The sequence below is a fragment of the Clostridium sp. BNL1100 genome (assembly GCF_000244875.1).
Lineage (GTDB): Bacteria > Bacillota > Clostridia > Acetivibrionales > DSM-1351 > Ruminiclostridium.
Genome location: NC_016791.1, coordinates 3,007,928 through 3,021,125, shown reverse-complemented (window position 1 = coordinate 3,021,125; position 13,198 = coordinate 3,007,928). Strand labels below are relative to the sequence as shown.

Sequence of the window (13,198 nt, the reverse complement as noted above, 5' to 3'; positions counted from 1 at the left end):
AATATTACATTTATATTAAATGTTTGAAAATATTACACTTGCGGATTATAATATAAAATTAGTATAACTATAGTATACACTGAATATGTGTATACTTTTTTGTTGTGAGGGAAATTATTGGGAAATTGGGGTTCTCAGGCTAGGAACTTGATTTTTAGCATGAGTTTATTCTAGGGGGACTAATGAATTACGATACTATTTCTTTAAATGAAAAGCAGGTAAAGACCATACAAAAGAAGTCTGCCAAAAAGAAGAAAAAGAAAAAAGGCAGGTTCAGAAGTCTTTTGGGATTTCTAATTTTTGAGTTTTTCTTTCTGTCGATAACAACACCACTGCTTATATTCTACGGGCCCTTTGATAACGTAAAAAGAACTGCCACGGGAATGGTCTGGAATTCAATGACAAAACAGGTTATAGCAAAAACCTTTTTGTCCGATAAAGCTATTGCAAAAATACTTGGTGACGGGTATGCAATCTCCAATGTAAATACAGAAGATATAAAAATGTTGAACTTCGGTATAAAACACAATAACAACCTTGAATATTTTGATGTTGAGAGCAGAAATTTCAAGGGAAAAATGATTATAGTGGATGACCCTACACGTATCAAGGTAGGGTATTCAAGTAAAATGCCGCGGGCAGGGGAAACCACCAGCAGTATTGCAAAGCGGAACGGAGCAGTGGCTGCCATTAACGGAGGAGGCTTCATTGACACAGGTTGGGCAGGAACCGGAGGAGTGGCACTTGGCTTTGTAATAAGCAACGGTAAATATATCAGCGGAAAGCTGACTAATAACTATACAAAAAGGGATACCATAGCGTTTACCAAAGATGGCATGTTGATTGTAGGAAAACATTCCCAAGCGGAATTAACCAAATATAATATTAAAGAAGGAATAAGTTTCGGCCCGCCATTGATTGTAAACGGAAAGCCTACTATTAACAAAGGTGACGGAGGCTGGGGCATATCTCCAAGAACCGCAATAGGTCAAAGAGAGGATGGATCGGTAATGCTTCTGGTAATTGACGGAAGAAGCCTCAAGTCCTTTGGAGCAACATTAAAAGAGGTTCAGGATATTATGCTGGAACACGGGGCAGTAAATGCTGCAAACCTTGATGGAGGTTCATCGGCTACCATGTACTATGACGGAAAAGTTGTAAATACGCCGTCGGATGCTTTGGGAGAAAGAACAGTAGCTACGGCATTTGTTGTAATGCCTTAGAAAAGGAGAAACGTTGTGAAAAATATAGCTAAGTGGTATAAATGGATACTCCTTGCAGTGATATTCCAGTTCGGCGTGTTATTGTATATGAATAATGTTTTTTTATCTACAGATGTTGACGTAAGTGTATCTGAAAACTCGGCTGTAAAACAAAAACCTTCCACAGGTGAGTTTAAAGTGCCGGAAGGAGCACGAATGATCAGCCTGTCCTTTAATGCAAAGTTTGGAGCATATTTGGACGAAGGGGAACTTCATATAATCGATGTAGACAAAGGAAAAAGTAAAACTGTGGCAGGAACGGGAAAAGACAAGATTACCTATTTCCGCTGGCTCCCTGACAGGGATATGGTAATTTACTCTTCAGATACAAAAAACGGCCAGAACGGTACAGTTCAGGTTTCCACATATGAAGCTGATTCAGAAACATCAAGAGATTATCCTGAGTTGTCGGGACTTCCTGCAAAAAGTCAGGTAAAGGATATTGAACTTTCACCTTATACAAATATGGTCTATGCAAAGGTACAGACTTCTGATTCAAGAGCACGGATAATCAGGTTTAATGTAATGGGACAATACGCTCGTATAATGACTGTGGATTCCAGTATTGTTATAAAAGAGTGCACCTACACAAACAAGCTTGTTTATCAGGAAAAGGGAAAACAGATAAATATATATGACGGAATAAAGAAAGCAAACAGCAGAGTTCCGATAGACGTAAATAATGTTACAGTTCTGGGAATAGATTTGAATGATACTTTGTATATAGGTGCATTGGATGAAAACGGCATGGTAACCCAGATTTATTCACAGAAGATAGAAGACAATAGTGAACTAACTGATAACTGGACAAAAATGAGTATGAAAGAAACAGCAGCTCCTGAAAATATCGTTGTGACAGGAAATGGAAACCTCTATATTAATAATAAAAACGAAAACAAGGTTATAAACCTGAAAAATGACCTCAAGGCTTCATATAGAGGTGAGTTTATTGAGATTTTGGAAGGTGTTCTTGTATCAAAGGATGAAAATAAAGTTAATATTACGTCATTGAAGGAATACTAAAATATCTATGTTTATTTCCTGAATAATAGGGTATTATTAAATTAAGTTTTAAGAATTATTTATATCGATGGAGGAATAATTTATGTCAGATAAAATTACTAATATTTCTAAAGAGTTATTTGAATCAGATGTTTTGAAATCAGATAAACCAGTTGTTGTTGATTTTTGGGCATCATGGTGTGGCCCTTGCAGAATGGTTGCTCCTATTATGGAAGAACTGGCAGACGAATTTGATGGCAAAGCCCGGATAGCAAAGGTTAATGTTGATGAAGAGGGCGAGCTTGCGGCTCAGTTCAGGATAATGAGCATACCTACTGTTATGGTATTCAAGGGTGGAGAAGCAGTTGAGAAGATAGTTGGTGCAAGATCAAAAGACGAATTTGCAGAGTTAATTCAAAAGCATCTATAAAAAATTATATATATAAGCATTAAAAACACGCTATCTGATTTTGGGGGCGTGTTTTTTGTTTTATAAAAAAATAAGTGGATAATAAAGGACATTTCATGTTATCATGGAATAAGTACCAATATACACAGTATTTTCCATTACACAGGGGGATAAAATTTATGTCAGGAGAAAAAATATTTTCAACCTCATTTTTTGGTTACAACAAAAAGGATGTTAATTCATATCTTCAAAAAATAAACAAAGAATACGAAGATAAACTAAAAATAAAAGAAAGAGAAATTGTTGATATAAAAACCCAGTATAGAGATATGAAGAACAAATATGACGAAATCAGTACAAGTCTGGCTGAGATAAAAGAAAACCGTGAAAGAGTTGCAAATGCACTAATTACAGCTCAGGAGCAGGCGAAAAATATAATTGAAGAAGCAAAGAAAAAAGCTATTAATGAAAAGAAGAAGCTTGAGCACCAGGTAGAGAAGGAAAAAGAAAAGCTTGTAGATATCAAGCAAGAACTAAAGGTTCTTAAAGTTGAGGTTGTTGATACTCTGAAAAAATACGAAGGTCAGCTTTCTGATTTTATCAAGGAAGAAAAAACTTGAATATTGAAATAAACTAAACTATAATTTATCTAATAGCTTTTTTAAGTGTAAACTTTTTGATTTGGCTAAATATAATATATATATGAATAAAATAAATGCTGTGAATGGGAAGAGTAAGTATTCATCAGATTTAAGAGAGTCGGCGGCCGGTTAATACGGCGGGTGAGAGTCCGGTACTGATATTACTGAAGGCAGCCCTGGAGTAGCTTTTCCAACACAGAATATTATTAAAATATTTTGTTAGTAGAAAAAGACGTTAAGGCCACGTTACAGGCTGATGGTGTAAGCAATAGATTCTTATGTTGCCGCACTTTACCAAAGAGAATGCTTTATGGCATTAATTAGGGTGGTACCGCGGAAACCTTCGTCCCTGTTTATACAAGGACACAGGTTTTTTTTATTGCTAAAAAAAGATTAAGCCGCTCGGCTTCTAAAAAATAAGAAAAGGGGAGATTTTCATGGAAGAAATTCTGGAAATTTTGGAACATAATAGCAAGGCTACTGCGGATGAAATAGCAGTTATGCTGGGTCTGCCTGTTGAAGAGGTAGAGGCGGCGATTAAGCAATATGAGGCCGACAATGTAATAGTTGGCTATAGTACTCTGATTAATTGGGATAAAACTCAAAAGGAGAAGGTTACAGCTCTTATAGAAGTAAAGGTAACACCACAGAGAGGTCTTGGTTTCGATAAAATCGCCGACCGGATTTACAAGTATCCGGAGGTTACAGCCTGCTACCTGATGTCAGGAGGATTTGACCTTACAGTTATTATCGAGGGACGAACCATGAAAGAGGTAGCTCTGTTTGTTTCAGAAAAGCTTGCGCCTCTAGAATCCGTCCTTAGTACATCAACACACTTTGTTCTGAAAAAATTTAAGGACAAAGGTACAATCTTTGAAGAGAAGGTTGTGGACAGAAGGGAGCAGATATTCCTATGATAATGAAGGACATGATTTTGGATAAAATAAAAAAGGTACCGCCTTCAGGTATCAGAAAATACTTTGACTTGATTAATGAAATGACGGATGTTATATCTCTTGGGGTTGGAGAGCCGGACTTTATTACACCATGGAATATCAGAGAAGCAGGAATATATTCACTGGAAACTGGGCATACACAATATTCGTCAAATGCAGGCTTTATTGAATTAAGAGAGGAAATCAGCAAATATCTTGGCAACAAGTTTGACCTCCACTATAACCCTGAAAACGAAATTCTGGTTACGGTAGGAGGAAGTGAAGGGATTGATGCTGCATTAAGAGCCCTTGTAGGCCCCGGAGACGAAGTAATAATTCCCGAACCGAGTTTTGTGGCATACAAAGGGTGTACGGGTTTTACCGGAGCTACACCCGTTACAATAGAACTGAAGCAGGAAGATAATTTCAAATTAACGGCAAAACAGCTTGAAGCTGCTATAACAGAAAAAACAAAAGTTGTTATAATACCGTTTCCCAATAACCCTACCGGGGCAATAATGGGCAGAGATGACCTCTATGAACTGGTGCAGGTTCTAAAAGATAAGGATATAGTGGTTTTGTCGGATGAAATCTACTGTGAACTAACTTATGAAGGAAAGCATACTTCCATCGCAAGTTTTCCTGAAATGAAAGATAGGACACTTGTAATAAACGGATTTTCAAAGTCCTTTGCAATGACCGGATGGCGTCTGGGATATGCCTGCGGACATAAGGACTTGATAAATGAAATGAAGAAAATACATCAGTACGCTATCATGTGTGCTCCTACAACGGCTCAGGATGCTGCTATTGAAGCACTTCGAAACAGTGAAGATGATGTAACAATGATGGCAAAGGAATATAACAGGAGAAGAAGAGTAGCAATTGATGGTTTCAGAAAAGCCGGTTTTTCATGCTATGAACCCAAAGGTGCGTTTTATGTTTTTCCATGCATTAAGAAAACAGGTCTTAGTTCTGAGGATTTCTGCGAAAAACTTCTTATTGAGCAAAAAGTACTTGTAGTGCCGGGAACAGCTTTCGGAGAATGTGGAGAAGGCTATGTGCGTGCATGTTATGCTTCATCAATGGATAATATAATTGAAGCTATGAAAAGAATTAAGGAATTTGCTGATAAATATTGATTTGTGCAGAGGTACAAAAGAGTCGGAGGATGAAATGTACAGGTTGGTGGCAATTGATTTGGATGGAACCTTGCTGGATACTAACAAGGAAATTTCAGAGAGAAATAAGACTGCTATACATATGGCAAAGGAAAAGGACGTAAAGATTGTAATATGTTCAGGAAGGGTATATTCAGGTGCAAGGATTTACGCAAAGCAGCTGGGTATTATGGATCCGATAATAGCATGCAATGGAGCAATTATAAGGGAAAATACCGATGGTAAGGTAATTTACTCTGATTTCATGAATACAGCGGATTGTCTTAGAATACTTGATATTTTTCATGAGAACAACATATATTTTCATGTTTATGCCGGAGAAACCATGTTGACTGAGAAACTTGATTATAACTCTCTAAAGTACTATGAAAGGAACAAGGCCCTTCCTCCAAAGGATAGGGTGGAAATTGACATAGTTACGGATATGGAAACAAAGCTCAGGGAGTTGGACGGTAAAGTACTTAAATTTGTTGCAGTTTCTGATGACTCCGACCTATTGGCCACAGTAAGAAAGAAACTGTCTGTTGTTGAAACGGTTGACGTTACAAGCTCCAACTATAACAATTTTGAAGTAGTTAACAAGGGTGTCAACAAGGGAAAGGCTCTGGAACGTTTGGCTGAGGTATTGAAAATTCCGTATCAGGAAATGATTGCCATTGGAGATAATGAAAATGATATACCTATGTTCAATTTTGCCGGCCTTGGAATTGCAATGGGAAATGCCGAAGACTGTGCAAAAGAGGCAGCTGATTTTATAACTGCATCAAATACTGAGGATGGAGTAGCCAAGGCAATAGAAAAATTCATCCTTGGTTAAAAATAATAGCAGAATTTTGATATGTCGGATATAATAAAAGTATTACTTAATTTGAAAGGGATGATTAAATGCTTGAACTGGAAGAATACAAGCTGGAGCTTCAGGGCTTGAAAAGCAATTTAGAGGAAATGAGGGCTTCACTTTGACATCGCTAGAATAAGTGATGAGATAGCGGAGTTGGAGCATAAAGCTTCTGAGCCGGAATTCTGGAATGATATGGAGAATTCCCAAAAGATACTGCAGAAGACTAAAATACTGAAAACAAAGATAGAGAGATTTAATAATATAACCTCACAGTGGGAGGACTTATTTACACTGTCTGAACTTGGGCTGGAAGAACAGGATGAAAGCGTGATACCCGAAGTAGGGGAAGGCCTTCAACTACTTAAACACAATTTGGAATCACTGCGACTTGAAACGCTTCTCACTGGGCCTTATGACAAAAATAATGCCATTCTTACATTGCATGCGGGAGCTGGGGGAACTGAAGCTCAGGACTGGGTACAAATGCTTTTGAGAATGTTTACAAGGTGGGGGGAAGCCAAAGGATACGAGGTAAAAGTACTTGATTACCTTGATGGCGACGAAGCAGGTATAAAGAGCGTAACCATACACGTAATAGGCGAAAATGCCTATGGATATCTTAAATCTGAAAAAGGAGTCCACCGTTTGGTAAGGATATCTCCTTTTGATTCATCCGGAAGAAGACATACGTCATTTGCATCTGCAGATGTAATGCCTGAACTGGATGATACCATCGAGATAAATATAAATCCGGATGATTTGAGAATTGATACGTATAGAGCCAGCGGAGCCGGAGGGCAGCATATAAACAAGACTGATTCAGCCATAAGAATAACACATATTCCAACAGGAGTAGTTGTTTCATGTCAAACAGAACGTTCACAGTTCCAGAACAAGGATACTGCAATGAAAATGCTGAAAGCAAAGCTGTTTGAATTAAAAGAACGGGAACAGAAGGAAAAGATAGAGGACTTAAAAGGTGTTCAGATGGAAATAGCATGGGGAAGCCAGATAAGGTCTTATGTATTCTGTCCCTATACTCTTGTAAAAGACCATAGAACCAATTATGAAGAAGGAAATGTTGATGCGGTTATGGATGGTGAACTGGACGGAATTATTAATGCATACCTCTCGATGGATAAATCTGACAATTCTATGAAGTCTTGATTGGAGACGTGAAAATATGAATTCAAATGATCTTAAAAAATTGCTTGAAGATGTTAAAAACGGCTCTGTTGACGTTGAACATGCGTATAAGGAAATTAAAGATCTTCCTTATGAAGACTTGGGCTTTGCAAAAGTTGATCACCACAGGGCTATAAGAAACGGGTATCCCGAGGTAATTTACTGTGAAGGAAAAACTATTAATCAGATAGTTGAAATTGTTGAAAGGCTAATGGAAAAAAATAATAATATTCTTGCTACCCGTGCTTCTAGAGAGGTTTATGACGCAATCAGCGAAATTACTTGTGAGGCAGAGTACCACAGAGACGCAAGGATTGTTGTTGTTAAGAGAAAAAAGATTTTAGTTTCAGAAAAGGAAATTGCAGTAATTACAGCAGGAACTTCCGATATTCCTGTAGCAGAGGAAGCTGCAATCACAGCAGAAGTACTTGGAAACAAGGTTAACCGGATTTATGATGTAGGTGTTGCGGGTATTCACAGACTTCTGTCTAAAATGGATGTGATTTCCCGGGCAAACGTAATTATAGTTGTGGCCGGAATGGAAGGTGCATTAGCCAGCGTTGTGGGAGGTCTGGTTGATAAACCGGTTGTTGCCGTTCCTACCAGTGTTGGTTATGGTGCAAACTTCGGCGGACTGTCGGCACTGCTTACTATGCTCAACAGCTGTGCCAGTGGAATCGGAGTAGTGAATATCGATAATGGATTCGGGGCAGGATATCTTGCAAGTAATATCAACAAACTTTAACTTATAACGGGACATATTAATGTGTCCCGTTTAACATATGAAACTATTTATGTAAATTAGGAGGAGTTAATGAAGGTTTTATATTTCGACTGCTTTTCAGGCATAAGCGGAGATATGACTTTAGGCGCACTGCTTGATCTTGGTATTGACAAAGCCGCATTCTTAACAGAGCTAGAGAAACTAAAGGTTGACGGCTATTCTATTGAGATAAATAAGAAAATTAAAAACGGAATAAGAGGTACTGATGTACATGTAGTGTTAGAAGAGACAGGGCATCATGAAGACGGTGAGGAGCATCAGTACGGGGAAATACACCATACGGATCACCATCACCATGGAGAGCATGGGCATACTCATGAGAACGCCCATGAGCATACTCATAACCACCATTCAGAGAGAAATCTTGAAGACATTGAGCTTATTATAAATCATAGTGATCTGAGGCCGAGAGTAAAGTCAATGAGCACAAAGATTTTCAGAGAGATAGCACGAGCAGAAGCAAAGGTTCACGGTAAGGATATAAATGAAGTTCATTTTCATGAGGTTGGAGCCGTTGATTCAATTGTGGACATTGTGGGCTCATGTATTTGCATTGATATGCTGGGGATAGAAAGGATATTTGCATCCGAGCTTCATGAAGGAAAGGGCTTTGTAAAGTGTGCCCACGGACTATTACCTGTTCCGGTTCCGGCTGTAATGGAAATGTTGTGCAGCAGTAAAATTCCTCTTATCACAGAAGACATCCCCTTTGAATTGGTTACCCCAACCGGGTTAGGTATTATAAAAATGATATCTTCGGGGTTTGGTAAAATGCCTCCCATGTCAATTGAAAAAACAGGATATGGTATGGGCAAAAGGGAAACAGGACGGTTTAATGCTCTTAGAGTAGTCATGGGAAGTCTGTATCAGCAGGATATGATGCCAAATGATGAAATAAGCATACTGGAAACCAATATAGACAATATGTCTCCAGAAATTATGGGTTATACAATGGAAAAGTTACTTGACAGCGGAGCCCTTGACGTTTACTACACTCCTATTTATATGAAAAAAAATAGGCCTTCAGCAATGCTGACGGTGCTGGTTAAATGCGGGGAAGAAAAAAAGATTTCTGATATAATTTTCAGTGAAACTTCTACCATTGGTATCAGGATAAGCCATTCACAAAGATTCTGCATGGACAGGGAGCTGGTAAAGGTTAATACACAGTACGGGGACGTTCGTGTAAAGGTTGCAAATATTGGAGACATAATGAAGTTTGCACCTGAATATGAAGATTGCAGGAGTATTGCATTAAAAACAGGTATGCCCATAAAGGAAGTATATGAATTGGTAAATGAAAAATATAGGCAGGAAGGTTACGATATTGCTGTACAATAAATTCTCTGATTACCTTAAAAAAAGATATGGCTCCAAGGTGTACAAGCTTCCGTTGAATCTTCCGGTTACCTGTCCTAACAGGGACGGGAGCCTCAGTTCATGGGGCTGTATTTTCTGCGGTGAAGAGGGTGCGGGCTTCGAAAATCTTTCCAGTACTATGTCTGTATCACAGCAGCTTGCACAAAATGCCAGGTACATAGGCAAAAACTATGGAAGTGACATTTTCATTGCATACTTTCAGAATTATTCAAACACATATCTTCCTTTTGAAGAATTCAAGAAAAATATCACTGAGGCCTGTCAGGAAGGGATAGTAGCAATATATATTTCTACAAGGCCGGACTGTATTAACGACAGATATATGGGGTTTCTTGCTGAAATAAAAAAGGAAAAGGGTGTTGATATAGTAATGGAACTGGGGCTTCAAACGGTTAATTACCATTCACTGAAAATCCTCCAAAGGGGGCATACTTTAGCCGAATTTATAGATGCGGTTATAAGAATAAAAAAATATGACCTTGAAGCCTGTGCGCATTATATTACTGATTTGCCTACAGATAATATTGAGGATGTTATAGAAGGTGCTAAAATCCTGTCTGCTTTAGGTGTTAAGCAGGTTAAGTGCCATTCCTTGTATATTTTGAAGGACACTGTTCTCGAAAAGATGTATTCCCAAGGTAAAATAGTACCGGTTTCAATGGAGGAGTTCATTGACAGAACAATTGCTTTTCTGGAACACCTGAACCCTGAAATAGTTGTACAAAGGTTAATGGGGCGGGCTCCGGCAGAACGGACTGTATTTTGTAACTGGTCAACAAGCTGGTGGAAAATTATGGATACAATCAAGGCTAAAATGACGGAAAATGGCAGTTATCAGGGAAGGCTGTTCAATTATTTAAACGGAAGTGCCTTAGAAAGGTTTAAGGATTAAATTTATCACTTTATGCTATGCATAAAAGATAAAATTCGATATAATATAAAAATACTGTGCCAAAAAAGTATTTTTAATGTATATATAAAAAATTAATTTAGTAAAGAGGAGCGGTTAGTTTTGAACAATGAAATGGTCTTAGTTCTTGATTTCGGCGGACAGTACAATCAGCTGATAGCACGCCGGGTAAGAGAAGCAAATGTTTATTGCGAGGTAATTCCTTATAACGCATCTTTAGAACGTATAAAATCATACAATCCAAAAGGAATAATTTTTACAGGGGGACCTAATTCTGTTTTAGATGAAGGAGCACCAAAATGCGACCCCGGTGTGTTTGAACTGGGAGTACCTGTTCTGGGTATATGCTACGGAATGCAGCTTATGAGCGTAATGCTGGGAGGTAGTGTAACTGCTGCCAATCAGCGTGAATACGGAAAAGTTGAAATTTGTGTTGATAAATCACAGCCTTTGTTCAAGGATGTTGACGAAAATACAATCTGCTGGATGAGCCATACCTACTTTGTTGATACCCCTCCTCAGGGCTTTGAAATAATAGCAAAGTCAGCAAATTGCCCTACAGGTGCAATGCAGCATGTTGAAAAGAACCTCTATGCGGTTCAGTTCCACCCGGAGGTAATGCATACTCCTAAAGGAAAAGAAATGCTGAGAAACTTCCTATACAATATATGCCAGTGTAAAGGCGACTGGAAGATGTCTTCATTTGTTGAAAACTCAATAAAGGCAATACGTGAGAAGGTTGGAGACAAGAAGGTATTGTGTGCATTGTCAGGTGGTGTTGACTCATCTGTTGCAGCAGTTTTAATTCATAAGGCTGTTGGAAAGCAGTTGACTTGTATATTTGTTGATCATGGACTTTTGAGAAAACATGAGGGAGACCAGGTTGAACAGATATTCAGAAAGCAGTACGATATAAATCTTATTCGTGTAAATTGTGAGGACAGATTTTTGCAGAGACTTAAAGGTGTTTCTGATCCTGAAACCAAGAGAAAAATTATTGGTGAGGAATTTATAAGGGTATTTGAAGATGAAGCAAAGAAAATAGGAAAAGTTGATTTCCTTGTTCAGGGAACAATTTATCCTGATGTTATAGAAAGCGGACTTGGTGATGCAGCTGTTATTAAGAGCCATCACAATGTAGGCGGCTTGCCGGATCATGTTGATTTTAAGGAGATTATCGAACCTCTCAGAAACCTTTTTAAGGACGAAGTAAGAAAGGCCGGAGAGGAACTGGGAATTCCTGAAGATTTGGTTTGGAGACAGCCATTCCCAGGCCCGGGACTTGCTATCAGAGTTATCGGTGATTTGACAAAAGAAAAGCTGGATACTCTAAGAGATACAGACTACATTTTCCGTGAAGAAATCAAAGCTGCTGGACTGGGCAGAGAAATTAACCAGTACTTTACAGTTTTGACAAATATGAGAAGTGTTGGTGTAATGGGTGATGAAAGAACTTATGACTATACCTTGGCTCTTCGTGCGGTAACTACTACAGACTTCATGACAGCCGACTGGGCAAGAATCCCATATGATATTCTGGAGAAGGTTTCTACTCGTATTGTCAACGAAGTAAAACACATCAACAGAGTTGTGTATGATATCACCTCAAAGCCACCTGCAACGATTGAATGGGAATAAACGCCGAGCGCTGCCAAAAGGCAGAAGAAGCGAAGGCGTTTATTGCGCAGCGCAAGGAGCAATGCGACCGGAAGGGAGCAGAGCGACTATGCAGCAAGCCGGGTACCTTTAGGGATGCCGAGCGCTGCCAAAAGGCAGAAGAAGCGAAGGCGTTTATTGCGCAGCGCAAGGAGCAATGCGACCGGAAGGGAGCAGAGCGACTATGCAGCAAGCCGGGTACCTTTAGGGATGCCGAGCGCTGCCAAAAGGCAGAAGAAGCGAAGGCGTTTATTGCGCAGCGCAAGGAGCAATGCGACCGGAAGGGAGCAGAGCGACTATGCAGCAAGCCGGGTACCTTTAGGGATGCCAAGCGCTGCCAAAAGGCAGAAGAAGCGAAGGCATTTATTGCGCAGCGCAAGAAGCAATGCGACCGGAAGGGAGCAGAGCGACTATGCAGCAAGCCGGGTACCTTTAGGTATGCCGAGCGCTGCCAAAAGGCAGAAGAAGCGAAGGCGTTTATTGCGCAGCGCAAGGAGCAATGCGACCGGAAGGGAGCAGAGCGACTATGCAGCAAGCCGGGTACCTTTAGGTATGCCGAGCGCTGCCAATTAGAATATAAGTATAATTTCACAAGAAAATAATGCAAAGTGTGTATGATGTTCACTATAAAAATTGGATATCGTACACACTTTTTTTGCGCTTGATTAGAAAAATTTATGGAAGCAATATCGGTTTACCAACTCATTTATCAGGTTGCTGTAATAGCGCTCCATTTGGGCATTTTCATAAAGACATCCTGCACGGCTCATACTTTGCCTAATGCGTGTTCCTGACAACACAAACCTGATATACTTACAGATTGAACACTAGTTTAGACAAAAGTAAAAACCAAAGGATTTGTAAACATATCTGGCAGTGTTTTTGTTGACACAAAGAATAAAAAGGATATAATGGTATTAACTGGCTTAACTTGTGTTGTGGCATCTTGTTTTCTCATCTGATATTAAGAATTAACTCTAAAAGCATTTTTATTATTTCATCATATGTAATT

The 13,198-nt window shown here is 39.0% G+C and carries 13 protein-coding genes and 1 other annotated feature; all 13 genes read left to right on the top strand.

Annotated features, from left to right (window positions below; all coding sequences use genetic code 11):
* The first annotated feature begins 182 nt into the window (after window positions 1-182).
* The 13 genes from CLO1100_RS12790 to CLO1100_RS12730 all read left to right on the top strand — a co-directional run bounded on the left by CLO1100_RS12790 (window position 183) and on the right by CLO1100_RS12730 (window position 12,788).
* The gene (locus CLO1100_RS12790; RefSeq protein WP_014314172.1) at window positions 183-1,223 is read left to right on the top strand and encodes a phosphodiester glycosidase family protein; all 1,041 of its coding nucleotides are present in this window, start codon (window positions 183-185) and stop codon (window positions 1,221-1,223) included.
* Window positions 1,224-1,238: 15 nt separating this feature from the next.
* Window positions 1,239-2,285, top strand: coding sequence for a hypothetical protein (locus CLO1100_RS12785; protein WP_014314171.1), 1,047 nt, complete (start codon window positions 1,239-1,241; stop codon window positions 2,283-2,285).
* Window positions 2,286-2,367: 82 nt separating this feature from the next.
* Window positions 2,368-2,694 carry a thioredoxin gene (gene trxA, locus CLO1100_RS12780; protein ID WP_014314170.1) on the top strand — a complete coding sequence of 109 codons (327 nt, stop codon included), beginning with the start codon at window positions 2,368-2,370 and terminating at the stop codon, window positions 2,692-2,694.
* Window positions 2,695-2,852: 158 nt separating this feature from the next.
* Window positions 2,853-3,293, top strand: coding sequence for a DivIVA domain-containing protein (locus CLO1100_RS12775; protein ID WP_014314169.1), 441 nt, complete (start codon window positions 2,853-2,855; stop codon window positions 3,291-3,293).
* A gap of 91 nt (window positions 3,294-3,384) precedes the next feature.
* Window positions 3,385-3,668: a binding site (T-box leader), on the top strand.
* Window positions 3,669-3,751: 83 nt separating this feature from the next.
* Entirely contained in the window at window positions 3,752-4,231 is a 480-nt protein-coding gene (locus CLO1100_RS12770; protein ID WP_014314168.1) for an Lrp/AsnC family transcriptional regulator, read from the top strand.
* Window positions 4,228-5,391, top strand: a complete 1,164-nt coding sequence (locus CLO1100_RS12765; RefSeq protein WP_014314167.1) for an aminotransferase class I/II-fold pyridoxal phosphate-dependent enzyme — start codon at window positions 4,228-4,230, stop codon at window positions 5,389-5,391. The genes CLO1100_RS12770 and CLO1100_RS12765 overlap by 4 nt, the downstream gene beginning before the upstream one ends.
* 34 nt (window positions 5,392-5,425) lie before the next feature.
* Window positions 5,426-6,247, top strand: a complete 822-nt coding sequence (locus CLO1100_RS12760; protein ID WP_014314166.1) for a Cof-type HAD-IIB family hydrolase — start codon at window positions 5,426-5,428, stop codon at window positions 6,245-6,247.
* Window positions 6,248-6,315: 68 nt separating this feature from the next.
* A protein-coding gene (gene prfB / locus CLO1100_RS12755) for a peptide chain release factor 2 (RefSeq protein ID WP_014314165.1) occupies window positions 6,316-7,438 on the top strand; the annotation gives its coding sequence in 2 pieces (ribosomal slippage) (window positions 6,316-6,390 and window positions 6,392-7,438; 1,122 coding nt in all).
* Window positions 7,439-7,454: 16 nt separating this feature from the next.
* Window positions 7,455-8,201, top strand: coding sequence for a nickel pincer cofactor biosynthesis protein LarB (larB, locus tag CLO1100_RS12750; protein WP_014314164.1), 747 nt, complete (start codon window positions 7,455-7,457; stop codon window positions 8,199-8,201).
* Between the two features lie 69 nt (window positions 8,202-8,270).
* Entirely contained in the window at window positions 8,271-9,581 is a 1,311-nt protein-coding gene (gene larC, locus CLO1100_RS12745; protein WP_014314163.1) for a nickel pincer cofactor biosynthesis protein LarC, read from the top strand.
* Window positions 9,568-10,512 (top strand): TIGR01212 family radical SAM protein, encoded by a 945-nt coding sequence (locus CLO1100_RS12740; RefSeq protein WP_014314162.1) that lies wholly within the window; start codon window positions 9,568-9,570, stop codon window positions 10,510-10,512. Before larC ends, CLO1100_RS12740 begins: the two co-directional genes overlap by 14 nt.
* A 120-nt stretch (window positions 10,513-10,632) precedes the next feature.
* On the top strand, window positions 10,633-12,168 hold the full coding sequence (guaA, locus tag CLO1100_RS12735; protein ID WP_014314161.1) for a glutamine-hydrolyzing GMP synthase: 1,536 nt from the start codon (window positions 10,633-10,635) through the stop codon (window positions 12,166-12,168).
* Window positions 12,159-12,788: a hypothetical protein gene (locus CLO1100_RS12730; RefSeq protein ID WP_014314160.1), complete on the top strand. Its 630-nt coding sequence runs from the start codon at window positions 12,159-12,161 to the stop codon at window positions 12,786-12,788. Before guaA ends, CLO1100_RS12730 begins: the two co-directional genes overlap by 10 nt.
* The last annotated feature ends 410 nt before the right edge of the window (window positions 12,789-13,198 follow it).

What these genes read in the sequence shown, in the direction of transcription:
- CLO1100_RS12790 (WP_014314172.1), top strand. Translation starts at nt 183, where the DNA reads ATGAATTACGATACTATTTCTTTAAATGAAAAGCAGGTAAAGACCATA.
- trxA (WP_014314170.1), top strand. Translation starts at nt 2,368, where the DNA reads ATGTCAGATAAAATTACTAATATTTCTAAAGAGTTATTTGAATCAGAT.
- CLO1100_RS12775 (WP_014314169.1), top strand. Translation starts at nt 2,853, where the DNA reads ATGTCAGGAGAAAAAATATTTTCAACCTCATTTTTTGGTTACAACAAA.
- CLO1100_RS12770 (WP_014314168.1), top strand. Translation starts at nt 3,752, where the DNA reads ATGGAAGAAATTCTGGAAATTTTGGAACATAATAGCAAGGCTACTGCG.
- CLO1100_RS12765 (WP_014314167.1), top strand. Translation starts at nt 4,228, where the DNA reads ATGATAATGAAGGACATGATTTTGGATAAAATAAAAAAGGTACCGCCT.
- CLO1100_RS12760 (WP_014314166.1), top strand. Translation starts at nt 5,426, where the DNA reads ATGTACAGGTTGGTGGCAATTGATTTGGATGGAACCTTGCTGGATACT.
- larB (WP_014314164.1), top strand. Translation starts at nt 7,455, where the DNA reads ATGAATTCAAATGATCTTAAAAAATTGCTTGAAGATGTTAAAAACGGC.
- larC (WP_014314163.1), top strand. Translation starts at nt 8,271, where the DNA reads ATGAAGGTTTTATATTTCGACTGCTTTTCAGGCATAAGCGGAGATATG.
- CLO1100_RS12730 (WP_014314160.1), top strand. Translation starts at nt 12,159, where the DNA reads ATGGGAATAAACGCCGAGCGCTGCCAAAAGGCAGAAGAAGCGAAGGCG.